This window comes from Acinetobacter sp. S54, from assembly GCF_016624945.1.
Classification (GTDB): domain Bacteria; phylum Pseudomonadota; class Gammaproteobacteria; order Pseudomonadales; family Moraxellaceae; genus Acinetobacter.
The window spans coordinates 411029-436890 of record NZ_JACVUI010000003.1 but is presented as its reverse complement, the minus strand read 5'-3'; the positions used below and the strand labels follow the sequence as shown (position 1 = coordinate 436890).

General features: G+C 39.4%; 24 protein-coding genes. 7 read left to right on the top strand and 17 right to left on the bottom strand.

Annotated features, from left to right (window positions below):
• Window positions 1-62: 62 nt before the first annotated feature.
• On the bottom strand, window positions 63-1457 hold the full coding sequence (gene fumC, locus IAE20_RS07675) for a class II fumarate hydratase (protein WP_200481883.1): 1395 nt from the start codon (window positions 1455-1457) through the stop codon (window positions 63-65).
• A 112-nt stretch (window positions 1458-1569) separates the two neighbouring features.
• Window positions 1570-2577, bottom strand: coding sequence for a UDP-glucose 4-epimerase GalE (gene galE, locus IAE20_RS07670; protein WP_200481884.1), 1008 nt, complete (start codon window positions 2575-2577; stop codon window positions 1570-1572).
• A gap of 72 nt (window positions 2578-2649) precedes the next feature.
• On the opposite strand from galE, the gene tusD reads away from it, so the two are divergent.
• From tusD to IAE20_RS07650, 4 genes are read left to right on the top strand one after another with little or no spacing between them, the layout of a single operon-like run.
• The gene (gene tusD, locus IAE20_RS07665) at window positions 2650-3018 is read left to right on the top strand and encodes a sulfurtransferase complex subunit TusD (protein WP_200460229.1); all 369 of its coding nucleotides are present in this window, start codon (window positions 2650-2652) and stop codon (window positions 3016-3018) included.
• A gap of 45 nt (window positions 3019-3063) precedes the next feature.
• Window positions 3064-3414 carry a hypothetical protein gene (locus IAE20_RS07660; RefSeq protein WP_200481885.1) on the top strand — a complete coding sequence of 117 codons (351 nt, stop codon included), beginning with the start codon at window positions 3064-3066 and terminating at the stop codon, window positions 3412-3414.
• Between the two features lie 12 nt (window positions 3415-3426).
• A complete protein-coding gene (locus IAE20_RS07655) occupies window positions 3427-3708 on the top strand; it encodes a hypothetical protein (protein ID WP_200481886.1) in 282 nt (93 codons plus the stop codon).
• 26 nt (window positions 3709-3734) lie between these two features.
• A complete protein-coding gene (locus IAE20_RS07650; RefSeq protein WP_200481887.1) occupies window positions 3735-4046 on the top strand; it encodes a TusE/DsrC/DsvC family sulfur relay protein in 312 nt (103 codons plus the stop codon).
• 2 nt (window positions 4047-4048) lie between these two features.
• Here IAE20_RS07650 and IAE20_RS07645 read toward each other — a convergent pair whose 3' ends face one another.
• Window positions 4049-4918, bottom strand: coding sequence for a DMT family transporter (locus IAE20_RS07645; protein ID WP_200481888.1), 870 nt, complete (start codon window positions 4916-4918; stop codon window positions 4049-4051).
• Between the two features lie 126 nt (window positions 4919-5044).
• Here IAE20_RS07645 and IAE20_RS07640 point away from each other — a divergent pair, with 126 nt between their 5' ends.
• Complete coding sequence (locus tag IAE20_RS07640) at window positions 5045-6427, top strand: PLP-dependent aminotransferase family protein (RefSeq protein WP_200481889.1); 1383 nt, start codon at window positions 5045-5047, stop codon at window positions 6425-6427.
• An 8-nt stretch (window positions 6428-6435) separates the two neighbouring features.
• On the opposite strand, the gene IAE20_RS07635 is transcribed toward IAE20_RS07640, so the two are convergent.
• From IAE20_RS07635 to IAE20_RS07580, 12 genes are all read right to left on the bottom strand, one after another.
• On the bottom strand, window positions 6436-6921 hold the full coding sequence (locus IAE20_RS07635; protein WP_200481890.1) for a winged helix-turn-helix transcriptional regulator: 486 nt from the start codon (window positions 6919-6921) through the stop codon (window positions 6436-6438).
• Between the two features lie 94 nt (window positions 6922-7015).
• A complete protein-coding gene (gene modA / locus IAE20_RS07630; protein ID WP_200481891.1) occupies window positions 7016-7777 on the bottom strand; it encodes a molybdate ABC transporter substrate-binding protein in 762 nt (253 codons plus the stop codon).
• A 16-nt stretch (window positions 7778-7793) separates the two neighbouring features.
• Window positions 7794-9017 carry a molybdopterin molybdotransferase MoeA gene (locus IAE20_RS07625; RefSeq protein WP_200481892.1) on the bottom strand — a complete coding sequence of 408 codons (1224 nt, stop codon included), beginning with the start codon at window positions 9015-9017 and terminating at the stop codon, window positions 7794-7796.
• Window positions 9017-9940: a bifunctional molybdenum cofactor biosynthesis protein MoaC/MoaB gene (gene moaCB, locus IAE20_RS07620; protein ID WP_200481893.1), complete on the bottom strand. Its 924-nt coding sequence runs from the start codon at window positions 9938-9940 to the stop codon at window positions 9017-9019. The genes IAE20_RS07625 and moaCB overlap by 1 nt, the downstream gene beginning before the upstream one ends.
• A 20-nt stretch (window positions 9941-9960) precedes the next feature.
• On the bottom strand, window positions 9961-10440 hold the full coding sequence (locus tag IAE20_RS07615) for a molybdenum cofactor biosynthesis protein MoaE (RefSeq protein ID WP_200481894.1): 480 nt from the start codon (window positions 10438-10440) through the stop codon (window positions 9961-9963).
• A 1-nt stretch (window position 10441) separates the two neighbouring features.
• Window positions 10442-10693, bottom strand: a complete 252-nt coding sequence (locus tag IAE20_RS07610; protein ID WP_200460218.1) for a MoaD/ThiS family protein — start codon at window positions 10691-10693, stop codon at window positions 10442-10444.
• Window positions 10694-10695: 2 nt separating this feature from the next.
• Window positions 10696-11721: a GTP 3',8-cyclase MoaA gene (gene moaA, locus IAE20_RS07605; RefSeq protein ID WP_200481895.1), complete on the bottom strand. Its 1026-nt coding sequence runs from the start codon at window positions 11719-11721 to the stop codon at window positions 10696-10698.
• 43 nt (window positions 11722-11764) lie between these two features.
• Complete coding sequence (locus IAE20_RS07600; RefSeq protein WP_200481896.1) at window positions 11765-12373, bottom strand: NTP transferase domain-containing protein; 609 nt, start codon at window positions 12371-12373, stop codon at window positions 11765-11767.
• On the bottom strand, window positions 12370-15150 hold the full coding sequence (locus IAE20_RS07595) for a nitrate reductase (RefSeq protein WP_200481897.1): 2781 nt from the start codon (window positions 15148-15150) through the stop codon (window positions 12370-12372). Before IAE20_RS07595 ends, IAE20_RS07600 begins: the two co-directional genes overlap by 4 nt.
• 99 nt (window positions 15151-15249) lie before the next feature.
• Window positions 15250-16884, bottom strand: a complete 1635-nt coding sequence (gene nirD, locus IAE20_RS07590) for a nitrite reductase small subunit NirD (protein WP_200481898.1) — start codon at window positions 16882-16884, stop codon at window positions 15250-15252.
• Window positions 16885-16894: 10 nt separating this feature from the next.
• Window positions 16895-19441 (bottom strand): nitrite reductase large subunit NirB, encoded by a 2547-nt coding sequence (gene nirB, locus IAE20_RS07585; RefSeq protein ID WP_200481899.1) that lies wholly within the window; start codon window positions 19439-19441, stop codon window positions 16895-16897.
• A gap of 32 nt (window positions 19442-19473) precedes the next feature.
• Window positions 19474-20820 (bottom strand): MFS transporter, encoded by a 1347-nt coding sequence (locus IAE20_RS07580; protein WP_200481900.1) that lies wholly within the window; start codon window positions 20818-20820, stop codon window positions 19474-19476.
• 445 nt (window positions 20821-21265) lie between these two features.
• Between IAE20_RS07580 and IAE20_RS07575 the strand changes: the two genes are divergently transcribed.
• Window positions 21266-21856, top strand: a complete 591-nt coding sequence (locus IAE20_RS07575; RefSeq protein ID WP_200460211.1) for an ANTAR domain-containing response regulator — start codon at window positions 21266-21268, stop codon at window positions 21854-21856.
• Window positions 21857-22876 carry an ABC transporter substrate-binding protein gene (locus IAE20_RS07570; protein WP_200460210.1) on the top strand — a complete coding sequence of 340 codons (1020 nt, stop codon included), beginning with the start codon at window positions 21857-21859 and terminating at the stop codon, window positions 22874-22876. It begins immediately after the preceding gene.
• Between the two features lie 74 nt (window positions 22877-22950).
• Here the strand turns inward: IAE20_RS07570 and IAE20_RS07565 are convergent, their stop codons facing one another.
• Together IAE20_RS07565 and IAE20_RS07560 are read right to left on the bottom strand one after the other, a co-directional pair.
• Window positions 22951-23574 (bottom strand): hydrolase, encoded by a 624-nt coding sequence (locus IAE20_RS07565; RefSeq protein WP_200460209.1) that lies wholly within the window; start codon window positions 23572-23574, stop codon window positions 22951-22953.
• A gap of 240 nt (window positions 23575-23814) precedes the next feature.
• Complete coding sequence (locus IAE20_RS07560) at window positions 23815-25749, bottom strand: esterase/lipase family protein (RefSeq protein ID WP_200481901.1); 1935 nt, start codon at window positions 25747-25749, stop codon at window positions 23815-23817.
• Window positions 25750-25862 lie beyond the last annotated feature (113 nt).

The window sequence follows — 25862 nt, the reverse complement described above, 5'->3', positions numbered from 1 at the left end:
AAGAGGCATATATTGTACGCACATCCAGACTAGATACAAACTGCTGATGTGTTTATTTTGGCTTATTTCGCGTTAGGAAAGACCATTTTTTCAGGTTTGACCACTTCATCAAACTGTTCAGCGGTTACCAATCCTAACTCTACAGCAACCTGTTTTAAGGTCTTATTTTCCTTATAAGCAGTTTTAGCTACTTTGGCAGAATTTTCATAACCAATAACAGGATTTAACGCAGTTACCAGCATCAATGAGTTATGTAAGAAATAGTCGATTTTATCTTTGTTTGGCTCGATACCCACTGCACAATGTTCATTGAAACTATTACACGCATCTCCCAATAATTGAATCGATTGTAAGAGATTAAATGCGATCACAGGCATAAATACGTTTAGCTCAAAGTTCCCCGATGCACCCGCAACATTAATGGTGGTGTCATTCCCTAACACTTGAGCCACCACCATCGTCATTGCTTCGCTTTGAGTTGGATTGACTTTACCTGGCATGATACTTGAGCCTGGTTCATTTTCAGGAATTCTGATTTCACCAAAACCACAACGTGGGCCACTCGCTAACCAACGAATATCATTGGCAATTTTGTTTAAACTTGCTGCCAAAGTTTTCAGTGCACCTGAGGCAAATACAGCAGCATCACGCCCTGCTAACGCTTCAAATTTGTTTGGAGCAGTTATAAATGGCAATCCTGTTAAATTTGCCAGTTGCTGTGCAGCTTTGACCGCATAATCAGGATGAGCATTTAGACCTGTACCAACAGCCGTACCCCCAAGTGGCAACTCATAAAGCCCCTCAAGCGCTTGTTGTAAGCGTTTTAAGCCATGATCAAGCTGTGAAACATAACCACTAAATTCCTGACCTAAAGTCAAAGGAGTTGCATCTTGTAAATGAGTCCGACCGATTTTTACAATATCAGCAAACTCCTCTGATTTTTTTTGTAAGGTATCGCGTAGACTTTGCACAGCAGGAATCAATAACTCATTAATCTGTAGTGAAGCAGCAACATGAATAGCTGTCGGGAATGAATCGTTTGTAGACTGCGCACGATTGACATGATCATTCGGATGCACAGGTGACTGTGAACCTAAAGCATTACCTAGCTTTTGATTTGCAATATTGGCAATGACTTCATTACAGTTCATATTACTTTGAGTACCAGAACCTGTTTGCCAAACAACCAATGGAAATTGAGAGTCCCATTGCCCTGCAATGACTTCTTCAGCAGCCCCGACAATATATTGACTCAAATCCGAAGGTAACTGAGCTAATTCAGCGTTGGTGATTGCTGCAGCTTTCTTAACCAAACCCATTGCACGGATCATTGGGCGAGGTAACCGTTCCTGACCTATCTTAAAGTTTTGCAAACTACGTTGCGTCTGGGCACCCCAAAGTGCATCATTTGGGACTTCAACTTCACCCATGGTGTCATGTTCAATTCGAGTTTGCATAAAAACCTCTATTCATGTTGTTTAAGACAATACGGGCTGGAGCAATCAAATTGCTTGGCTAGTGGCAAGATACTAATCAACCTGTCCATTTTTGTAAATAAGAATCATTTTCTTATTGACCTTTTAATGTATTTTGATAGAAACGCCATTCGTCTTCGATCATTTTTTCTAAACTACGTTTTGGCTTCCAGTTCAATAATTGTTCTGCTTTGGAAATATCGGCACCCAATTGTGCAATTTCATTATGAGTATATAAGGCATCATGCGTTTCAATAGGTGCGTTTGTTACTTCGCTTATAACTTTAATCAAAGAGCTGATTGAGGTTAAATTATCTTGAGCGATATTAAAACTTTCACAACAATGATGCTGATTGTTTAACCAGTATAAACTCGCAAATACTGCTTCACAGACATCAAGGACATGGATAAAACTACGTTCGACAGTTTTGTCACTGGTGTCCACATTTTTTTGTAGTTCTAGAGAATCACGTTGCATCGCAGCCACTTGTAAAGCTAAAGGCACAATATTCTTTGGTAGCTGAGCAACATTTTCGCCTAAAACGCCGTGTTCAAAGGCCCCTACAACATTTGAAAGACGAAGTATGGCAACTTGCCACTCATTATCCGTTTTCACAGTATCCCGAATGATTTCTTCAACCATCTGTTGCGATTTGATGTAGGGATTATCATAGCTGAAATCAAAAGACTCATCTTCACTCAGTGCGATTCCACTCTTCCCATATATGGCCAAACTAGAGAGATGGACAAGTCTGCGTACACCTGTACGCTGCATAGAACGCAATAAACTCATGATACAGCTAACATTATCGTTATAGTATTCAAGTGGCTTTAATCTGGATTCTTCTAAAGATTTAAAGCCAGCCGTATGAATTACAGCATCTATCGAATATTGCTCAAACACTTTATTTAGCGCAGGTGTATTGCGGACATCCACTTTAACAAAAGGAACATACATTCCTGAGATATATTCAAGACGTTCTAGTGTTTGTAATGATGCATTTGCCAGATTATCGACTAATATAACTTCTTGACCTTGAGCCATAAGACTCAAAGCAATATGTGAACCGAGAAAGCCTAAACCACCTGTCACCAAAATCATTGTATACTTACCTACTTAATACGATGTGTATGACCCATCACTGACCAGACTCATGACCAAAGTGAAATTTCAATGAGTACATTACTGTTAGTTACTTCTGCTCCTACATCTGTTCATGCATGGCATGCTTTTGAATTAGCTCAAGCACTTCACAAAAAAGGTGAAACACTTCATGTTTTCTTTTACCAAGATGGCGTGCAAGTTGCAAATGGTTTGCAGTGGTTTCCCGATGATCAACGCCATTTAACAAACGAATGGCGAAAACTTTCCATCCGTTTACCAGTTTGTGTAAGTGCTGCCTTAAATCGCGGCATAACTGATGAAGAAAATGCTAAGCGGCATCATCTGTCAGATTCCAATCTAGCTCATGGTTTTGAACTCGTTGGGCTTGGAGAACTGGCGGATGCCTTGCAATCATCTGCACGTATTGTTCAATTTTAAACACGTTTTATATGGTTAGAGTGTTGCTTTTAAAAGGTAAATTGTGTGAAAACTGTACTCGTGATTTTAACACAGGCAAATTTAAGTACCCTGCAAGTCAATGAGAGCATTGCAGCCACCATGGTTTTAGCGACGTTTGGTACTCCAATAAAAGTACTATTACAAGATGCTGCCCTGAGTCTGCTCAAATCAGAAGTCACATTTGAGCAGATTAAGCATGCATTTAAACCCGCCTCAAATATGATCGAAAGCTTTGAATTTTATGATCTTAGTCCCATTCTAGTTGAATCCAGATTTCAAGATCATGCTTTTGTACGCGATAGCCAACAAGAAATTGAATTTATTGAATTGGATGCAAAATTCATTCAATCTTTTAAATATGTTTTGTATTGGTAAGGAAACAAGGCAATGAATTCTTCACTTTATTTGATTCAATCTTCCTCCTCTGCTACACAAAGCGTTTTAGCCAAACTCAAACAAATCTATGATCAGCAAGATCAGGTTATTTTTTTTGGTGAGGCTCTTTCTATGCTGACTCAAGCAGATTTAGACTATTTTGCTCAATGCTATTGTCTTGAATCTGAACAGGTTTTATTGGATTTGAATTTAATCCCATCTTTTACCCTATTAAACTCTACTCAGTTTGCAGATTTGGTTTTACAATTTGAACGTTGTATTTCGTTAAAATAATTTCTATGTGGTGCTTAGGCTATTTTATGCAGTTAGAACTCGATCATGATGGACATCTTGTGGATTATACAATCTGGAATAATCAGGTTGCTCAAGAGCTCGCAAGATCTTTGGATTTAGAGTTAACAGATTGGCATTTTGAAATTTTACATGCCGTTCGCCAATTTTATCAGCAATTTGGCCATTCACCTGCAACCCGCCCTCTAATTAAATATTTAATGAAAACTGTTAGTCCAGAAATTGATAACGCTATACTTCAGCAAAGATTTAATACAGGTCTGGTCGCTCGACATTTAAGCCGTTTAGCTGGCGTGCCCAAACCTGCAAATTGTCTATAAATTTAGGCAAATTTTTTGGCAAATGCTACACATATAATGATTCCTAAAAGTATAAGTAACATGATCCAGCTGATCGATTCATGTAATAGCAATGCTGCTAATGCCAATCCAAATAAAGGTTGTAATAATTGTAATTGACCTACCGTTGCGATTCCGCCTTGTGCCAAACCATGATACCAAAAGAAAAAACCAATGAGCATGCTAAACAAAGAAACATACAGCAATGCAAGTAACGCCGAGAAAGATAAATGGCTTATGGTTAGAGTCGAGTAATTAAGAATAGTGATCATCAACATCACAGGTAAAGAGATCACGAGTGCCCAGCAGATTACCTGCCATCCGCCTATTTTTCGTGATAATTTTCCCCCTTCTGCATAACCTAAGCCACAGACAATAATTGCTGCCAACATATACAAGATACCTAACATATGTGTAGCACTAGGCGTCCTTTCCAAAAAAATATATAGCAGCACCAGAGCACTACCTAAAAGTGCAAATATCCAAAAAATCGGTTTAGGGCGTTCACCGCCCCGTATAACCGCGAAAACGGCTGTGCTTAAAGGTAATAACCCAACAAATACGATTGAATAAGCAGCAGTCATATACTGCAAGGCCAATGCAGTAAAGAGAGGAAAACCAATCACTACGCCTAAAGCCACGTAGATTAGTCCAACTCGATCCTGTGCATCGGGTCTTTTGACTTTTAATAATTTTAATAAAATCAGGGCAATCATTCCTCCAATCACTGCACGGCTTCCTGTCAATAACCACGGACTCATATCCATGACCGCTATACGTGTAGCAGGGAGTGAACCAGAAAAAATGATCACTCCAATTAAACCACTGCACCATGCCAAAATCTGTGGATTCATATCGGTATTACTCTTATTTCATTACTATTTTTATAATTCTGTGTTATGTTTTTTAACAGAGACAATCCAGTACAATTTCAAAAAACTGTACTGTAACAATAACCAGTACAGCAAAATTTGATCATCATGACTAAAATTGAGCAAGTGATTCACCACATCGATGAACAGTTAAAAAGTCGTCGACTCACTCCAGGCATGCGTTTAGCTTCAATCAGAGCTTTAGCCAAAGAACTCAATTTTTCAGTTGCTACTATTGTAGAAGCGTATGAACGTTTGGCTTCCCTAGGGATTATTGAATCACGGGCAGGTGCTGGTTTCTTTGTCTGTGCGCCACTTGAACCCCTAATTCTTTCTCATATAGATCCAATTCGTGAAAAAAATCTCGATCCTCTATGGATTTCACGTCAGCTTCTGGAAGCCCCACCGCAATTGATCAAATTGGGCTGTGGCTGGCTTCCTGATGACTGGATGCCGCATGAAACTTTGCGTAAAGCGATTCGAGATGTATCTAAGGGTTCAGTCTTTGAATTAGTGAATTATTCTCCACCTTTAGGTTTATTAGGTTTACGTGAACTATTGGCAAGACGTTTATATACTAAGGGTATAGAAGTGACACCTCAGCAAATTTTATTGACTGATTCGGGTTCTTATTCAATTGATTTAATTTGTCGTTTTTTATTAAAACCTAATGATGTCGTATTGGTTGATGACCCTTGTTATTTTAATTTTCGTGCTTTGCTTAAAGTTCATCAAGTCAAGATTATTGGGATTCCGTATACTGCACAAGGCCCAGATATTGATGCATTTAAACACGCCATTGAGGAACATCGTCCACGAATGTATATCACCAATTCGGGTATTCACAATCCCACTGGTGCGACCCTTTCACAGCCCACAGCACATCAATTGGTTTCTCTCATTGAACAAGCCAATATGGTGGTAATCGAAGATGATATATTTTCAGATTTTGAAACGACACATTCTCCACGTTTTAGCGCTTTAGATGGTCTTAAACATAGCATTTATATTGGTAGCTTTTCTAAAACCCTTTCAGCTTCAGTGCGTTGTGGCTATATTGTGGCAAAAACTGAATGGATTGATCATTTAGTCGATCTAAAAGTTGCAACCAGTTTTAGTCATAGCAATTTATCGGCTCAGATTTTGTACAAGACATTGACTGAAGGTGGCTATCGTAAACATATGGAGCAACTCAAAAGTCGATTAGCTGAGGCAAGGCAATTTTCTGCTCAAATGCTTGAAAAATTAGGAATAAAACTCTGGATTATGCCTAAAGCTGGTATTTTCCTTTGGTGTGAACTGCCAGCAGACATTGATATTGAAAAAATGGTGCAGTATTGTGCTGAAAAAGGTGTGATCTTGGCTCTAGGAAACTCATTTAGTCAATCAGATAAATTCCAGCAATTTTTAAGGTTTAATGTCGCACAATGCATGCATCGAGACGTTTATGCAATTCTACAAAAAGCCATGCATTACGCACGGCGTTCGTAGATTTAATTTTAAGCCTTTTTCTTTTGAATCTGTTGCATATAAATCGAGTAAGCAGGACTTGGTTTAGCTAAGACCTGTTTAGGATGTATTGCCTCACCACACTCTGAACAGGCTAAAACGGGTTTAAATGTATGCCCACAAAGCTTATGCTGATATAACATCGGCGCGCCATTTCCACCATCCATCCATTTATCCGCCCAATTCGCCATAGACAAAAGAACAGGATAAAGCTCTAAGCCTTTTTCAGTTAAACGATATTCAAAGCGTTCCTGTCGATCAACATAAGGGGTTTTCACCAATATTCCATGTTCAACCAGACGTTTTAAACGTTCTGATAATACATGGCGGGTGACTCCTAGGTGTGACTGAAAATCATCAAAGCGTCGAGTACCTAAAAAGCAGTTACGCAAAATAAGCATCGTCCAGCGATCACCCATAATGGATAATGTCCGAGCGATTGAGCATGGTTGTTCACCAATATCATCCCATTTCATCACTGTTCCCGATTTTATTTAGCTTCGCCTTAATCATACGTTTCATTGCATAAAAATATCTAGCCGTACTCATCATTTAAACACTCAAATAAGACTATTTTTTATGGGTAAAGCCATAGTTTAATAACAAAGATCTCACTTTAGGATTGGTTAAAATAAATCGCTCAAACTGGGTCGCAGTTTTGTTGGTTTTGCCTTGCGAAGTTAAACTCATATAGTAATCAATAGGATCATGCGTATTTGAGGGAAAGAAACCCATCATTTTGACTTTCTTGCTTGTTAAGGCATCGGTTTGGAACGTGATTCCAACATCACATTTTCCATTTTGAACGGAATTTAAAATGCTGGTTGTATCATCATGTTGTGTGATACGCGACTGTATATTTGATAACCAACCCAGATGAGTTAAGCTTTGTTTGGTATAAACTCCCAAAGCGCTCGAATCGAGTTGAGCAGTGCATAGATTTCCCTTAAAAGCTTGAGCAAAATTAAACTGTTTTGACTGGCCAAATGGAATATCCATATTCACTGATGTAATTGCGACCAATTGATCACTGATTAAATATTTGGCGCGATTTTTACTGATCAATTTCTTTTGGCTAAGAGACGGTAACTGTGTTTTGTCTGTTGATAAATAAATATCAGCATTTGTTCCCTGTTGCGTTTGTTTTAGCATAGCCATTGGATCTGCAAATACAGTAATAACCTTACTCTCACTATGTTGCTGTTGATAAAGTTTTACAATGTCAGTTAAAGCATTGGCTAAACTTGGTGCTGCGTAAACTCGTACTTCCCCCGCCGAAACAAAGCATGTGGTGATGCATAAACAGGAAAATAAACCAAACTGTTTTAACATTATGAACCTTTTATTTTTAGATAAATAGACCTTCTACCAGCTCACCTATGTTCATTTGTTTAGCTGCTGGTATGCGTACTAAACAATTGGTTTGCATCAGGTTGCTTAACATATGAGATTGTTGCCTAGCTAAAGCACTCACTTCAAGTGTGCTTTGATTAAAAGTTGCAACCATCCGTAAGAAACGTTCACGGTTATCCGCTTTAAGTTCTTGGGTGAGGCGCGCTTTAAACCATGGCTGTGGCTCACGTTTATTTTGTAAAGCATCTAATAATAATTTGCCATAAATTTGCATGCAGACATATACTGCAGCTGGATTTCCCGGCAAACCCAGTAAATAGCAACTTCTTTGTTGTTTTTCATACTTGGCAAAATAAAGCGGTTTACCTGGTTTCTGTTTCACTTTCCAGAACATCTGTTCAAAACCGACCGTCATTGAACATGGACGTACAAAATCATAATCTCCAACAGAAACTCCACCGGTTGTAATGATCACATCATATTCTGACTTTAACCGGTCAAATAGCTCTGTTACTGCCTTTTCCTGATCTTCTATATGAAGCACATTGGCATGAATTCCATATTGTTGAAGCCAATTTTCTAATAAAGGACCATTGGCATCAAAAACGTGTGCATTGCTTAGGCTATTTTGTGATTGAGTAACTTCATCGCCTGTTACGACTGCAGCAACCTTAGGCAATTTAAATACATTAAGTGTCTCAACCCCTGCCATACTTAGCGCAGCAAGACTTCCAATATTCATATATTGTCCTGCATTTGCTAAACATTGTCCTTGCGTTACTTCCTCACCTTGCCTTCGAATATCAGCAGAAATATTTAAATGTTCAGTTATCTGGATATTCTGATTATCAATCTTTTTTACGATTTCCTGTCTTGCAACGGTGGTGGTTCCTTCAGGGATTTTTCCACCCGTAAAAATACGAATTGCCTCACCCGCAGTTAAACGTAACGTACTTTCCTCACCCGCTCGAATTTCACCGATTAATTTAAACTCTTGATCTTTGATCTCGGTTTGATTTGAGCATAAAGCATAACCATCTACAGCACTTTGATCAAAGCCGGGTAAATTTACTGGAGAATACACAGGTTCAGCCACATATCTGCTTAGGCTATTTTTTAATGGAATAGACTCTGTCGCCAATACTTTTGGTGTACTCAAAATATATTGAATTGCCTCATCAATACTAATTAGTCCATGTTCAAAACCACAGGCAGACATTATTCATACCCTCCAGGATGTGGTAAATCACGGCAGACATCGAAAATATGCACAATTGCAGGCAAAAGTGCAGCCATTGATTCAGAAGCGCCACCGCGGCTTCCTGGTAAAGTCATGACCAAAGAACGATCGATAAAACCAGCAACACCACGAGACATAGCGGCATAAGGGGTACGGCGCTGACCAAAAGCACGGGCTGCTTCCATCAGCCCATCCAGTTTACGTTCAAGCAGTGGTTCGAGTGTGTCGACGGTAACATCTCGGTTGCCAATTCCTGTACCCCCTACAGTAATAATACAGGCATAAGATTTGGTCAGTTCTAATACCAGTTCTTTAATCTGCTCTGCGTCATCTGGCAAGATTTGATAATGGATAGGCGTAAAACCTGCCTCCGTTAAAGTCTCTAAGACTGACTTCCCAGCAGTATCTGGCTTTTTCCCCGCGGCTACAGTATCGGAAAGTACAATCACAGCAGCTGAAACAGGCTGACGTAGGGTACGTTTAAAGTGCGATTTACCCCCCTTTTTCTTCAATAACTTACATTGATCCAGCACCAAGTCTTCAGGTTCACAATGCGGTTTTAGCATGTCATAAAGCGTTAATCCGGCAATACTCGCAGCAGTTAGCGCCTCCATTTCTACTCCTGTTGGCCCAATAGTTTCAACAGTTGTTAAAATTTCTACAAAGTTCTCATGCAGTTCATAATCAACTTCAGCACGATAAATAGGCAACGGATGGCAAAGTGGGATTAACTCATCAGTACGTTTTGCCGCCAAAATACCAGCGATACGACCAGTTTTCAGTGCATCGCCTTTTTCAGTATTCCCTTGACGCAATAATTCAATACAATGGGGCGGCGCATATAAAATAGCTTGAGCTTCGGCAATCCGATAACTTTCAGGTTTCATGCCTACATTTTTCATTCATTGATCCGTAAATAAAATTAGTGCTGATGTTGATGTGAATGGTGATGATGTTCGATAGAGTCATGATCTTTACGAATACAACAACCTTCTACAAATTGACTGGTTCCATCCATATAAAATTCTTCTTTCCAGATCGGAACTTCATGTTTGACGCGCTCAACCGCTTCTTCACACGCCTGAAAAGCTTCACGGCGATGCGCTGCATAGGCCACTGCAATAATCGCCATTCCTCCAATATCCAAAGCACCAATCCGATGAATAACACGCACATAGGAAACTCCATATTTTTGAGTAATCTCCTGTTCAATCTGACGAATCATTTTTTCAGCTACAGGTGTATAAGAGGTGTACTTTAAAGCTTTTACTGCACGTCCTTCATGATGATTGCGCACAGTTCCCTGAAAAATACCAATACCACCACATTCTGGAAATTCACTGATACAGTCAAAAGTTTCCAGACGTAAATCTTGTGCTTGTATTCGTTGAAATTCTTTCATATCACCCTCCTGCTACAGGTGACAAAAGTACTAACGTACAATCATGCTTTAAAGTGGCTTGACGCGACACGATATCTTCACCTATCGCACAGGCACAGCGTTCTAATGCTTTTTCTGCCTGAGGGAATTGTTCAGTAATTTGATGCAGTACATCACCGACCAAAATTGCACTGGGATAATCCAAAGCCAATTGAGGAGGAAGCTGTCGTTCTATGGCACCATAGGCTTCTATTTTGACCTGAATAGTGGACATGTTTACCCTCCTAACATATGCATACTAATTTTTCGGGATTGTTGGTTCAGGCTATGAAAACCTTTCGCTTTGCGCCAGATATACGCAGAGGTTTGCTGATATAGAGTTTGCTGGACAAACTGACGACTCTTCTCATCTTTTTCTGACACCAATTGATTAAGTAATGGCTTAAGCATAAGCCCTTGTGTTGCAAATAAGCAGTTATAAAGTTCGCCTTGTGCGGTTAAACGAATACGATCACATTCACCACAAAATGAATGGCTAATCGTCGAGATAATCCCCACCTCATATTCACCATTTAAACGATACAATCGGGCAGGTTCATGTTCTTGTTTGAGTTCTTGGATGTGAAATTGGTGAGATAAAGTCTCTAAAATATCCTGCTCTGTAACTACATCTGCCTGCGTCCACTTTTGATCTCCATCTAGCGGCATAAATTCAATAAATCGTAATGAAATATTATGATGGTTTGCCCAGTTCACCATAGGTAAAATCTGGTCATCATTTTTACCTTTCATCAAAACAGTATTAATTTTAAACGGCAAGCCCACTGCTTGAACGGCAGCAATTCCATCCAAAACGGGTTTTAATTTTTTTTTAGTTAATGATAAAAATTGTTCAGGATCTAAGCTGTCCAAGCTAATATTCAGATCATCCAGACCCGCCAGTTTCAAATCATGTGCATATTTAGCCAGATAATGGGCATTGGTCGTGATTGAAATACGTTTGAGGCCTTTATGCCGCAATTTTTGCAAATCCCTAATAAAATGAACAACCCCTAAACGCATGAGGGGTTCACCACCCGTAATACGGATTTTTTCAATTCCATTTTGCACCATAAAATCACAAAACTGATAAAGTGCTTCAAAGCTCAGTAAGTCTTGTTTCTTCATCCATTCAGGATGTTCTGGCATACAATACACACATTTGAAATTGCACCGATCCGTTACGGAAATTCTTAGTTTCCGTTTATTACGCCCATATTGATCCTGAAAAATCGATGGGGTTATCGAAGCAATTCCATTCATGCATTTAAACTCGTTTCATGCTGCATATATATTTATCATCGGGTCATGTAAGATAATTCAATTGTTTATACTGCTGAAGTTCATCCAGTGAATTAATACTATGAAAAAATAATCGATGTTTACGGAAATATGCAACCTGTGCATGCAAATCTTTTCTGCATTTATTTAAGCTTAATTGCTTTTCCTGCAAATGTTGTTGTAAAACTGTGCAACTGGTTCGCTTCATCAAACAAAATGGATAGAGTGCATCTCCATTTATATTCACATAAGACATCATTGCGTGTTGATCCTGAAGTAAAGTCTCATGCAAAGTTTGGATGACCTTATTAGGAATATAAGTGACATCACAGGGAATAAATAAGACATAATCGGCCTGAACATGTGCCCATGCACTTTTCATCCCCATCAATGGCCCTAAAAAGCCAGCCTGATCATCTGCATAACATTGAATATCAGGAATAATTTGCTGATAAAGTCCACTATCGCGGTGACTATTGATCCAGATCTTTCCAACCTGATCTTTGAATGTATTGTAAATCTTTAAAAGTTGAATTTGATCATCAAAGGTTTGTAATAACTTGTTTACGCCATTCATACGTCGCGCCTGGCCACCGGCTAAAATGACCAAATCTGTATGAGGATATTTCTTCATACTTCAGCCTCCTGCTGACAAGCTTTAATAAGACCACGAATTTCAGGTAAACATGAACCACAGTTTCCACCCGCTTTTAAACATGCAGTGACTTGTTTTTCATGCGTGATATTTTGCATTTTAATGGTTTCAATAATCTTATTTTTTCCTACTTTAAAGCAACTGCAGACCAATGGTCCATCATTATTCGAGGCAGACATTGGAGTCCCTGCAAGCAATGCTTTACGATGCAAGGCGCTCAAACGCTCACGCTTAAATAGACTTGCGACCCAATCCCGATCAGGCAATAAATCAGAAGGTGCAATATACAAACTTGCAATCAAAATGCCATTTTGCAAAATAATACTATGACTGAGTTGCGATGAAATATCTTCAAGGCTTAACCATTCATAAGTCTCATCGACAAAAGGTAAAAAGTTTTTTAGATTTTTCTGAATTTGATGAAAACTTTGACGATCCGCTATCTCATAACGTATTGCCTTCGCCGTCTTAATCTTGGTCCACCATGCGCAATTTTGCAATGATGACTTGATGTAATGTTCAAAGCCATCACGCACATATAAAACCCCTTGCCACGTAGTATGAAATGGCTGAATAGCAACTGGCGTGTGTTTAAACTCTGGCTCACCTGAGATTACATCCACCACGGGATTGACCACTTTGCCAATCCGGGCATCTGATGCCACTTGCTCCGTCCAGTGAATTGGGGCAAAAATTTGTCCACGGCGTATGCCTTGAGCGAGTGTTACCCGTAATACACAACTGCCCCATTCTGAACGCACTTCAACTAAAGCTTTATCTCGAATACCAAATTTTAATGCATCATTTGGATGTATCTCACAAAACGGCTCGGCTCTATGGGTGGTTAGATTTGCCGATAAACCAGTGCGGGTCATGGTATGCCATTGATCACGAATACGACCTGTATTCAAAATTAATGGATAATCTGTGGAAAGAGCATGGACAGGATCAATCGCAACGGTCGCAATTAGCTTGGCTCTTTTATTTTTATTGCTAAAACTTCCTTGATCGAACAATTGCTCAACGCTTATATTTTGATCTTTTTCCCATACAGGCCATTGCGTGGGGCGAAGATGGTCATATTCTTCTACACTTAAATTCATTAAGCCTTTTAAATTGAAATAGCGAAAATTTTCGACGTGATCACGTTGTTCTACACTTACATTTTGATAAGCAGATAAAGCAGCATGTTCATTAAAAATGTCACAAGCGTGATTAAAATCAAAACCAGCAAATCCCAGTTTTTTTGCAACTTCACACACTGCCCACCAATCTGCTTTGGCTTGCTTAGGAGGAGCCAGAAATGCGCGTTGCCGTGAAATGCGGCGCTCAGAATTGGTGACCGTTCCATCTTTTTCACCCCAACCTAATGCAGGCAAGAGCACATCAGCATAGGCCGTAGTATCCGTATCTGCGCAAATATCTGAAACCACTACAAACTCACATTTTTCCAATGCGCGTTTAACTTGATCTGCATCTGGTAAGCTCACTACAGGATTGGTGGCCATAATCCAGATTGCTTTAATTTTGCCGCTTTCTATGGCCTGGAACAGATCAACAGCTTTTAAACCTGCTTGTTTGGCAATCAAAGGACTATTCCAGAAATCTTGTACTAGATTTTGGTGTGAGGGATTATCCAAATCCAAATGAGCTGCCAACATATTGGCAAGTCCACCCACCTCACGACCGCCCATAGCATTCGGTTGCCCTGTCATTGAAAACGGCGCTGCTCCTAATTTCCCAATTTTTCCAGTCAATAAATGACAATTGATAATACTATTGGCTTTATTCACCCCCTGTGAAGATTGATTCACCCCCATTGAAAATAACGTCATTACTTTCTTGGTGTGCGCAAATTTATCAAAAAACAGTTGTAATTTTTCTGCTGAAATTCCTGTGCGTTTCTCTAGCTTATTGAAATCAGATTCACTTTTACTAACATCTAATAAAGCCTGTAAACCTTCTGTGTATGTTTCAACAAAATGATGATCGACATGATTATGGTTATATAAGTGCTGAAATAAACCATTGAATAAAGCCACATCCTGACCAGGTAAAATAGGCAAATGTAGATCTGCTTGCTCACAGGTACTGGTAAAACGAGGATCTACCACCACCACAAATAAATCTGGATTCTTGGTCTTGGCTTGCATGATACGTTGATACAAAACTGGATGGCACCATGCGGTGTTAGAACCAACTAAAACCACCATGTCCGTATGTTCAAAGTCTTCATAACTGGCAGGAACAATATCTTCCCCAAAGGCGCGTTTATGTGCCGCAACCGCAGATGACATACATAAGCGCGAGTTAGTATCAATATTAGCAGTGCCCAAATAGCCTTTAACGAATTTATTGACTACATAATAGTCTTCAGTCAACAACTGACCTGAGACATAAAATGCAATACTGTCGCGTCCGTATTGGTCAATACAGGCTTGAAACTTAACTGCAATTTTTTCAATAGCTTGATTCCATGTAGTGACTGTACGATGGTTTTTACGACCAAACATCGGATGTAATACACGGGTTTCCAGTCCCAAAGTATCAGCCAGATTGCTACCTTTAATACACAACCGTCCAAAATTTGAAGGATGATTCATATCACCCGCAACTTTTACTATAGCGCCCTGTGCTTTATATTGGACACTGACATCTACCCCACATCCAACACCACAGTAAGGACACGTTGTTTTTGTAACGATGGTTCCTGCTTGCTCGGAGCGACTGTGTTCTAAAGATTGAATACTGTTCATGACTGCCCCTTTAACTCGTTAATCTCTCTAAAGATGCTTACTCTCAAGAGTCTTGCTGAGTTTTCATCTTATTTTCAGGAATTTAACCTCTTAGAAATATTACCCTGCCTTTTTCATTGCAAAATCCTTACCAAATAACAATTTATTTCTAAATGTTGAAACGGGTGTTTGATCTGCGATCAACTCGGCATACCACATTCCATCTTCAGTATCACCGAACAAAACTGCGCCAATCACTTTGTCTTTCTGGATAATAATACGTTTGTAAATTTGACGTTTATCGTCATTTAAAATGATGTCTTCATAATCTTCTTTTGGTTCGCTATTTTCTAAATCAATTCGACCAGCAGAGAAAACATCCACACCACTGACTTTTAACTGAGTTGGAACTGTAGGTGATTTAAATGTCAAACTTCCATGTTCAGCCAAGTGCGTTGCACAAATAAATGCTTGTCCCCAAAGTGGCTCAACCAAACCAAAAGTTTGATTACGATGCTCGATACATTCGCCCACTGCATAGATACTTGGGTCAAAGGTTTGCATCGTGTCATTGACTAAAATACCGCGATTACATCGTAATCCTGCATTATGAGCCAAGTTAATATTTGGACGAATACCGACTGCGAAGATGACTAAATCAGCTTCAAGCAACGTTCCATCCTTAAGCCGAACTTGGCTGACATGACCGTCATTACCAATTAAAGCCTCTGTATTCGCTTCAGTAATAATATTAATGCCTTTTTGCTCAATGCTATGGCGTAACATCGCGCTGGCACGTTTATCCAGTTGACGATCCATAATTCGGTTCATCAAATGCAGCACTGTCACATTCATGCCTCGTTGTTTGAGACCATAAGCTGCTTCCAGTCCCAATAAACCGCCACCGATTACCACTGCATTTTTCTTGGTTTCACAATATTTGAGCATAGTATTCACGTCATAAATATCACGAAAACTAATCACTCCATTCAAATCAGAACCTTGCACTGGAGGAATGAAAGGCTTCGAGCCTGTTGCAATGATCAATCGATCATAATCTACATGTTCACCTTTCTCTGTGTGTACGACTTTCTGGGTACGATCAATCTTTACAGCAGGATCATCGGCAATCAATTTAATGCCTTTTTCGCTATACCACACATGTGGATGTAACATAATGTCATCAATAGTTTTTTCGCCTGACAAAACGGGTGATAGCATAATACGGTTGTAATTACCCCAAGGTTCTTCCCCAATAACGGTCACCTCATAACGATCTGGTGCCATGTCAAGTAGGTCTTCTAAACAACGCATACCCGCTAAACCATTACCAATCAGCACCAGTTTCAGCTTTTCTTGCACAGCGCCATTATTAGTAATATACGTTTTTTGTGGAACTGTACCCACCCAAACCCGGCCATTCTCAATTTTGGTCGGGAAAACCAATAATTTTTGGTCTTTATCTTCCAGACAACGTCCAGTTGCCAAACTAAAATGTTGCTTATAAATTGGAGATGCGATGACACGTTCCCCTTGTAAATCTCCAATAATGCCACGACACATTACATTGGCGTGGCTGAATGGGTCTTTATTACTAAGCGCATAAATGCGTTTCTCGTAACCTACACGAAATAATGCGACCGACTGACCTTCAATGAGCGCGCCCACACCTGTATTAGGCGTAATATCGTCTAAGTTACATACATCCACCCAGTGACTTTCTGGTAGCATATTGATGTTCTTTAAACTGGTCATCTCTATTTCCTTATGCTTCAACCATAGGTATACGGTCTTCTGAACGTTCAGCCTGATTCAAAGGACGAATCTGATCCCGAACTTTAGTAAATTGAATATGCGGATCAGCTTGTTGATCTGAACTTGCATTAATATAGGTTTGAAAGCGTTTACGAATTTCTGGATCTTCAACCGCTGTGCGCCATTCATCTTGATATGTACCCACGACGTGACTCATACGGCGCTCAAGTTCTTCAGCTAAACCCAATGAATCATTGACGATAACTGATTTCAGATAGTCCAACCCACCTTCCATATTGTCACGCCACACACTGGTGCGTTGTAAACGATCTGCTGTTTGGATATAAAACATGAAAAAACGGTCGATATAACGAATCAGGGTTTTGGTATCAAGGTCGGAAGCCAGTAACTCTGCATGCCTTGGTTTCATACCACCATTACCGCAAACATATAAGTTCCAGCCTTTTTCAGTCGCGATCACACCCACATCTTTACTCTGCGCTTCAGCACATTCACGGGTACAACCTGATACTGCCATTTTCAATTTATGCGGTGAACGCAGACCTTTATAACGGTTTTCCAGCTCAATCGCTAAACCGACAGAATCATCTACACCATAACGACACCATGTACTTCCTACACATGATTTCACGGTACGCAGTGATTTACCGTAAGCGTGCCCAGACTCAAAACCTGCTGCGTTGAGTTCTTCCCAGATGAAAGGCAATTGATGAATTTGTGCGCCAAATAAGTCGACACGTTGTCCACCTGTGATTTTGGTATAAAGGTTGTATTTTTTAGCAATTTGTCCTACAGCAATCAAACCATCAGGTGTAACTTCACCTCCTGCCATACGCGGCACGACAGAGTAAGAACCATCTTTTTGTATATTGCCCAAGTAGTAATCGTTACTGTCTTGTAGACCTGCATGATTTGGTTTTAAAACAAAATCATTCCAGCATGATGCCAATATATTTGCAGCTGTAGGTTTGCAAATATCACAACCTAAACCATGACCATAGTGTTGAATTAAATCATCAAAGGTTTTGATTTCATTGACACGAACCAAGTGATACAACTCTTGGCGTGAGTATGGAAAATGCTCACAAATATGGTTATTGACCGTTACACCCTGACGTTGCAATTCAGATTTTAAGACTTGAGTCACAAGGGGCGCACAACCACCACACGCCGTTGCGGCTTTAGTACATTTTTTCAAAGCGCCTAAAGAAGTTGAACCCTCACTGATGGCTTGGCAAATATCCGCTTTAGAGACATTGTTACATGAACAGATGATGGCACTATCCGGTAACAAATCGACACCACTACCACCCGTTTTTGCACCTACATCAGCAAAACCAGGCATGATCAAACTTTCAGGAGTTTCTGGAAGCGGGAGTCCATTCAACATCATTTGCAAAAGATCATTATATTTTTTGGCATCACCTACGAGTACTGCACCAAGCAATTTAGTTTTGTCGGCATCAACCACAATTTTTTTATAAACCAATGCATCTTCATCAGCATAGAAATAGCTAACTGAGTTTGGGGTCATGCCATGTGCATCACCCACCGAAGCGACATCAACACCCATCAGTTTTAACTTGGTGCTCATATCTGCACCTGCAAAACAATGGGTTTCTTCAGCAAGAATATGTTTTGCAGCAATTCGTGCCATATCATAGCCTGGTGCGACTAAACCATAGATTTTATTATCCCAAAGTGCGCATTCACCAATCGCATAAATATTATCATCTGAGGTTTGACAATAATCATTGATTTTAATACCCCCTCGTTCGCCAAGTGCTAAACCACTCACACGTGCTAATTCATCACGCGGACGGATCCCCGCTGAGAATAGAATAATGTCAGTTTCAAGTACGCTACCATCAGCAAACTTCATAGCATGTGTGGCACTTTCACCTGATTCAATACATTGCGTGGCTTTTTGGGTATGAACGTTTACCCCAAGATTTTCGATTTTACGGCGTAAAACTTTACCGCCTAAATCATCAATCTGTACTGCCATTAAACGCGGTGCAAACTCGACCACATGAGTTTCCAGATTCAAATCACGCAGGGCTTTAGCAGCCTCCAAACCGAGCAAACCGCCACCAATTACCACACCTGATTTGGCATTTAAGCTTGCTGCACGAATCGCATCTAAATCTTCAATAGTACGATAGACAAAACAGTTTTCACGATCATTGCCCGAAATAGGAGGAACAAAAGCATATGAGCCGGTTGCTAAAACCAATTTATCGTAGTGAATAACATCACCAAAATTGGTAGTAACCGTTTGTTCAGCAGCATCGATTGCAATCGCTTTAGTATTGAGTCGTAGATCAATACCATGTGCATCAGCAAAGTCAAAACGCGCCAATGATAAATCTTTTGCTGATTTTCCTGAAAAATATTCGGTTAAATGTACGCGGTCATAGGCAATACGCGGCTCTTCAGCAAGGATGGTAATTTCCAGTTCATCATCTGCTTTTTCTAAGATGGCTTCGATAAATTTGTGGCCGACCATACCATGGCCAATCATGATGAGTTTCATGGGTGTTCTCCTCTGAATGATGTTAGATCTGTCTAAACAAGATTGTTACGTTCAAGAACTGCCTGTTCAAATAGGCGCTGTTCTTTGACTTTATGTTCAACTGAGAAACGAATCAGCATCACAAAACCTGCAGCAATCACCACCAAACCACCTAACACCATTAAACACGTTTGAATGTCTATCATTCCTTTAAGCAGGAAACCTGCTGCGACTGCACCGACATTTCCACCAGCACCAATAATGCCAGCAACACCACCTAAAGCATCACGATCAATAAACGGCACCAAAGCATATGTTGCACCACACGCCATATGAGTAAATAGTGCAAACACAGTCATACTGATGATCGCCAGCATTGCACTGTTCATTTGAGAAAATAAAATGAGAAATAACCCTTCCCCCAAAATCATCACAAATAGCACTTTAGTACGACCATCCAGCCCTTTTTTGATAGCCACTTTATCTGAAACAATTCCGCCCAAAGCACGTGCAAATAAAGCAAGCAGACCAAAAATCCCCGCAGCAAAACCTGCTTCTTTTAATCCAAAGTTAAAGTTATTGACGTAATACATTGCAATAATGTTATGAATGAAAATTTCAATACCAAAGCAGGCAGCATACGCACCGAATAGAATCCAGACACGATAGTTACGTGCGGCATGCATCAAAATTGCTACACCACCTTTTTTATCACTCCCAACTTGAATACCTTGCGCACGTAGATCTTTATAATTTCCTTGAGGGGCATCTTGGGTGAATTTCCAATAGAGAATACCAACCACCACCATCATCAAGCCCGGTACAATAAGTGCAACTCTCCAGCCCATTGCCTGTTCAACACCGAACATGACTAATGCGGATAACAACACCGGCATAATTGCCTGAGTTGCTCCTCCACCAGCATTACCCCAACCCGCAGAAGCGGCATTGGCGGTTCCTACGACATTAGGCGCAAACATAATACTGGTGTGATATTGAGTGATGACAAAGCTTGCCCCAATCGCACCAATTAATAATCTGAAAAAAAGAAAGGATTCATAACTATTGGCAGCAGCCACTCCAAATACAGGAATACTGCCAATAAGTAATAAAGCGGTATACGTTTTCCTTGGCCCATATTTATCACATAATGGCCCAACAATAAGACGTACCAAAATCGTAATTGCGACTGCTGCAATATTGATATTGGCAATTTGATCTTTGGTTAAATGGAACTCACCAGCAATCACAGGCATAAGTGGTGCGCATGCAAACCATGCAAAAAAACAGACAAAAAAAGCGAGCCAACTCATATGGAAGGCTCGCATCGCTGGAACACTAAAATTGAATAAATTTATTTTTGTCGCTTTCTTAGCGTTTAAATCTAAATTTGAAGACATCGCCTTCTCCTGAACTGAACGTAATATGGGCTTTACAGCACAAAGCTGTATTGGCAATCGATCAGAACGGACATCGTTGGCCGTCTTACAAATTTTCAATTTGAGTCGTCATTGACTCAGATAAGATTATGCAAGTGTTGTGCCAGCTTTCTCAGACATTATTAAAATTACTTTATATATTTGAAATATAAAAATAAATATCAAAATCACAGTGCTTTTCTTTAATTTATTTCTGGAATACTTTAATTTCATCCTCATAAGGATCTGTTTTAAAGTTGCGTCAAAATGATCCTCTGCTGCGCTATTACGGGTCAAACCCAATCAAAACTCTAATAAAATTGTTAGAAATCGATATTTTTCTGTGTGGCATCAATTTTGCTAGTATGCCTTTCATTTATTTCGCTTAGACTATGTCAAGCGTATCAATACTCATGTTCTATTATTTATGCCAAAATTAAAAATTGCACTGATTGATGATGATCTTGAACGTGCTGAATTTGTTCAGCAAAATTTACGTGCTCATGATTTCGATGTGGTTGCCTGTTTGACACTTGAACATTTGGGTGACTTTCAACTCGAGAACTTACAAGCAGACGTGATTCTTCTGGATATGGATCATCCACATCGCGACTTGATCGAAAGTTGCGTGAGTCATTTTGATTTGCCGACAGTTCTCTTTACCAAGAATACCCACAAAGAAACCATTAAACAGGCGATTGCAGCGGGTGTAACTGCGTATATTGTAGATGGTATTGATCCCGCTCGTTTAGACACAATTTTGGAAATCTCAATCGAGCAGTATAAGAAACATAAACAGCTTGAAAGTGATCTTAAAGAAACAAAACTTAAATTGGCTGATCGTAAAGACATTGAAAAAGCGAAGGTGTTATTAATGCAACTACATCACCTCTCTGAAGATACGGCTTTTCAACTATTAAGAAAAAATGCGATGAGCCACCGTATCACGATGGGTGAAATGGCCCGGAGAATGATTGATGCACAACAATTACTGAACCACCCTATTAAGGAGGATTAAATGAGCTCACTTGAAAAAACCAAAATCCAGCTCGGTTATATCCCTCTGTTAGATTGTATTGCACTACTTTGGGCTAAGAGACGTGGTTTCTTTGAAGAGTTTGGTTTAGATGTTACTTTGGTAAAAGAAGCCTCATGGGCAAGTTTAAGAGACCGATTGGCATTTGGTGTACTAGACGCAGCGCACTGTTTGTCTGCCATGTTACCTGCTGCTGCAGTGGCTGATGACCAAATTGGTATTCAACTAAAAACCCCTTTGGTTTTAAGTATTAATCGCGCTTATATCAGTTTGAATCAACATTTAAGCTATACACTTGCTATTGAGACAACAGACTCTGCGCAAATGGCGGCACAAAAATTAGTAGATCACATAAATCAAGGCCATCCAGTTGCTTTAGCGCATGTATTTAAACATTCTATTCATCATTATTGCCTTCGGGAATGGCTGGCTTTGGCCAATCAAAACTTAGCACAGAACATTGTATTGAAAACGCTGCCCCCTCCATACTTGGTAGAAGCACTCTCATCAGGTCTTATCGATGGTTTCTGCGTTGGAGAACCGTGGAATACACAGGGAGAAATTGAAGGTGTCAGCCAAATCGTCGCTTCCAGTCGCGATATTATTCCGGCTATTGCCGATAAAGTTTTAGCGGTCACAAGTGAATGGGCCTCTCAACATCCCAATACATTAATTGCACTTACCGCAGCCGTAATTAAAGCGCAAAAAGAATTAGAAACGTTGCAAAACTTTGAACCCGTTTGGCAAATATTATCTGAATTCAATATTATTCGTTTTGAATGTTCGCCCCAAGTTCACGTAAAAAAATATTATGCCATTGAATCGATTATTCGACATTTTGTGGATGATTCAGCGGTTCCAGATGTTGAACATTTTGTCTGGTTATTTGAACAGATGCAAAAATGGGAAAATATTGAAATTGTTCAAAATAATATTGAACAATTAAGCAATTCTTGTATTCATACAGCTACTTATCTGGCTGCACGAGAAAAAGTTAGATAACTAAAGGAGTAATCAAAAAGTGCTGATTACTCCTTACAAAGTGACAAAATTATTGCCCATTTTTGATAGTACGCTTAAGTGGGTTTGATCATATCTCTCGCATAGGCCAGACCAATTCCATATCCTCCTGCGAATCCTTCAACGATGGCACGTGCCCCGTCATAGGTATCTTTACGTGTCCAGTCACGTTGTAATTCAAGCAAGATTTGAATCCAGCTAACCATTTGAATATTCTTCGACTGCATTCTTTGCAGAGCCAACTCGTGACTTTCCAGCGTCAACCCGCCACAAGTATCCGCAACCACAGAGACATTCAAACCCGAAGCAGCCGCAGACAAAGCAAGAAAACTCACACAGGCTTCAGTTAGCATGCCTGAAAGCAAAATATGTTTACGGCCTGTGTCCAAAATGGCCTGACGTACAGTGTCATCTTCCCAAGCATTCATATTTCGTCGTTCAATTGGCTGAACTTCCGGAATTTCACGATGTAAAGCCGGAAGCATTGGGCCACTATAGACCTTACTGGCCGAAGTAGATGCAATGATAGGAATATTAAAAACTTTAGCCGTACGCGCTAATGCAATCGCATTATTAAGCAAAACCTGCCGGTCTTTAGAGCCTACACCGAAGGCTAAACCCGCCTGATGATCAACGAGTACCAATACACATTCATCTGGAGTAATAAGAGGTAACTGCATAATTCATTAACCTTTTTGTTCATTTCAATAGTTTTTCTAGTTTCTAATCATTTTGTAATTGTCTGTAGATCTAGCTTTAAACACACAATATAGAGACTTTAGACACAAAAATGATAAATAATAAAAACAAAAACTCGTTTTTATTGCTTTTACATTCTAGTCATTTCTCCTATACAAAATGGCTTTTTTTGGTTTTAAAATGTGAATTACAAAAAATACTTAATTGAATCAATATGATATTTATGGATGATTGGATGTTGTTTGAGGCTCAGTTTCCTCAAGATGAACTAATAAAATTCGTCGCATCTCATTGATTGCCGATGTCGTCATCTGTACATAATGATCACTACGAATAATTTTTTCTGATTGAGCTCCCTCTAAATGGGAACTTTGATACGGTACAATACCATCACTCATAAACGTAGGCTGCTCTGAATCCACTGAATTGCCCATAATCGAGTGGTATTTGATGGCTTGAACAGGTATTACATCTTTGGTCAAAAGCATAAAATCAGAACTTTCACTCAAGTTACTTGCACCATTTTCAATTAACCCATGATGTCGCGATGGGTTGGTTTTATCCAATAAAGAAGTGGATTGAACACTATTATAAAATTCATTTGGAAGCTTAATGATATTCCTTGCCAAGCGTGTAAACCAACGATCTGCATACGTTGTTCCACGATGCGGCGCAGCAATAAAAATGGCACGAGAAAAATTTGGAATGGGTTTGAATTGAAATCGCTCATAAATTACTGGATGTTGTAGCAACATGTCATATTGTGATTTCGTCATTTTTTTAATGGCAGCTTCAGAAATATCCTGATGGCTGACCAATAACCGACTAATCACGCCTCCCATGCTATGCCCAATCAAAACCGCATTTTTCACAGGTGGATTTTTTGTTTGAATATTCTTAAAGGTTTGAGTCAATAAAGTGTAAATCTGATAGCGACTTTCAAAAATTGGCATATTGGTTGAGTAAAAAACCTGCCAAACCTGATAATGATCACGTAGTTGCTGATCCCCCATAATATCATTAGTTAAAGATACCCACGCCTCTGGACTGCTGGCCAAACCATGGATAAAGACAATCACTTTCTTATTTGGATTATAAGGTTCCAGCATATATAAATGTGGCATTAATAAGTCATTTTCTTTATTTAATAATGTCCAGTAACCTGCCTGACCCAATTTATTCTGGGATAACCAGTAACCATAAGGTGCTGAATAATTCGCAGTTAAAGTGTAATCCGCCTGATTAACGTCAACTTGCTGATAAAGATAAGGATCTATTAAACGAATTTTAAAATTACTTGTCTCAACATCAAACGGCACACTAGGATCCTCTGGAACCATAAGTGCAGTTAATGGTAATACTTTGGGCTCATGAATATTCGGAGAGAGTAAATTTTGATAAAACTGTACAGGATCTAAAATAAAACCATTATTTTTATAATTTTCAGTAAATTCCACTACAAATTCAGCGCCCAAACCATCCGTTCGATTCACCGTATGAAAGCCAGAAAAGTTCATGTTATAACTTGATTTAATATCTACAATCATGCGCTCGTTTAGATGCGGAAATTGTGAAGAATCAACTTTATATGTATGTCCTGCAATTAAAATTGTATCTGGCAAATGTGTGTGGTGATGAAGCTCATAATATCGACTAATTAGCTTTGAAATCGCGACATTGTAAAATATACGTACCTGATTTTGACGAAAATCAAAGGCCCGATGTGAAGGTGTATTTTTAGATTCAAATAAATAATAATAACTATGTCTTAAACTTAGATCCAAGTATTTAAGTTCCATGTCACTACAATTGGAAGCTGAGACGACATGGCATTTCTGTTCTAACTCAAGTGCTTTTGCTAGATAAAGTTCACTTAAAGCCGAATGATAAGCATCTTTATCAGTAGAATGGATATCATCAAAAGCTTTTAAACATTGATCAAATTTTGCCAAACAGGATTTTTGAGCAAAATTGGTCAAATAAATAATATTCGCAGTTGCCGAACTTAAGTGCTGACTGGTTAATATATTCGTGACTTTATTATTTAAAGACTGACTCAATTGATTTTCATGTAACTGAACGAGTTGGCATCCTGAAAGCATAAGCATCGACGTTAAAAAACTCATTCCAAGTATTTTAATTATCGTGCCATTCATGCCACCCCCTCAAACCCACTCATTATTTTTTACTTTAGATTCGCAATGCGCTCCCCTCAATCACCTGGGACATCATAAAACTAAATCTTTAAATATAGACTACAAATTGTTTG

Coding starts and splice junctions, on each gene's coding strand:
- IAE20_RS07625 (WP_200481892.1), bottom strand. CDS start 9,017: ATGTCTGCCTGTGGTTTTGAACATGGACTAATTAGTATTGATGAGGCA.
- moaA (WP_200481895.1), bottom strand. CDS start 11,721: ATGAATGGAATTGCTTCGATAACCCCATCGATTTTTCAGGATCAATAT.
- IAE20_RS07650 (WP_200481887.1), top strand. CDS start 3,735: ATGCAGTTAGAACTCGATCATGATGGACATCTTGTGGATTATACAATC.
- IAE20_RS07560 (WP_200481901.1), bottom strand. CDS start 25,749: ATGAATGGCACGATAATTAAAATACTTGGAATGAGTTTTTTAACGTCG.
- IAE20_RS07570 (WP_200460210.1), top strand. CDS start 21,857: ATGAGCTCACTTGAAAAAACCAAAATCCAGCTCGGTTATATCCCTCTG.
- galE (WP_200481884.1), bottom strand. CDS start 2,577: ATGATTTTGGTGACAGGTGGTTTAGGCTTTCTCGGTTCACATATTGCT.
- IAE20_RS07565 (WP_200460209.1), bottom strand. CDS start 23,574: ATGCAGTTACCTCTTATTACTCCAGATGAATGTGTATTGGTACTCGTT.
- IAE20_RS07640 (WP_200481889.1), top strand. CDS start 5,045: ATGACTAAAATTGAGCAAGTGATTCACCACATCGATGAACAGTTAAAA.
- tusD (WP_200460229.1), top strand. CDS start 2,650: ATGAGTACATTACTGTTAGTTACTTCTGCTCCTACATCTGTTCATGCA.
- IAE20_RS07635 (WP_200481890.1), bottom strand. CDS start 6,921: ATGAAATGGGATGATATTGGTGAACAACCATGCTCAATCGCTCGGACA.
- IAE20_RS07655 (WP_200481886.1), top strand. CDS start 3,427: ATGAATTCTTCACTTTATTTGATTCAATCTTCCTCCTCTGCTACACAA.
- moaCB (WP_200481893.1), bottom strand. CDS start 9,940: ATGAAAAATGTAGGCATGAAACCTGAAAGTTATCGGATTGCCGAAGCT.
- IAE20_RS07615 (WP_200481894.1), bottom strand. CDS start 10,440: ATGAAAGAATTTCAACGAATACAAGCACAAGATTTACGTCTGGAAACT.
- IAE20_RS07580 (WP_200481900.1), bottom strand. CDS start 20,820: ATGTCTTCAAATTTAGATTTAAACGCTAAGAAAGCGACAAAAATAAAT.
- IAE20_RS07600 (WP_200481896.1), bottom strand. CDS start 12,373: ATGAAGAAATATCCTCATACAGATTTGGTCATTTTAGCCGGTGGCCAG.
- nirD (WP_200481898.1), bottom strand. CDS start 16,884: ATGACCAGTTTAAAGAACATCAATATGCTACCAGAAAGTCACTGGGTG.
- IAE20_RS07645 (WP_200481888.1), bottom strand. CDS start 4,918: ATGAATCCACAGATTTTGGCATGGTGCAGTGGTTTAATTGGAGTGATC.
- fumC (WP_200481883.1), bottom strand. CDS start 1,457: ATGCAAACTCGAATTGAACATGACACCATGGGTGAAGTTGAAGTCCCA.
- IAE20_RS07610 (WP_200460218.1), bottom strand. CDS start 10,693: ATGTCCACTATTCAGGTCAAAATAGAAGCCTATGGTGCCATAGAACGA.
- nirB (WP_200481899.1), bottom strand. CDS start 19,441: ATGAAACTCATCATGATTGGCCATGGTATGGTCGGCCACAAATTTATC.
- modA (WP_200481891.1), bottom strand. CDS start 7,777: ATGTTAAAACAGTTTGGTTTATTTTCCTGTTTATGCATCACCACATGC.
- IAE20_RS07575 (WP_200460211.1), top strand. CDS start 21,266: ATGCCAAAATTAAAAATTGCACTGATTGATGATGATCTTGAACGTGCT.
- IAE20_RS07595 (WP_200481897.1), bottom strand. CDS start 15,150: ATGAACAGTATTCAATCTTTAGAACACAGTCGCTCCGAGCAAGCAGGA.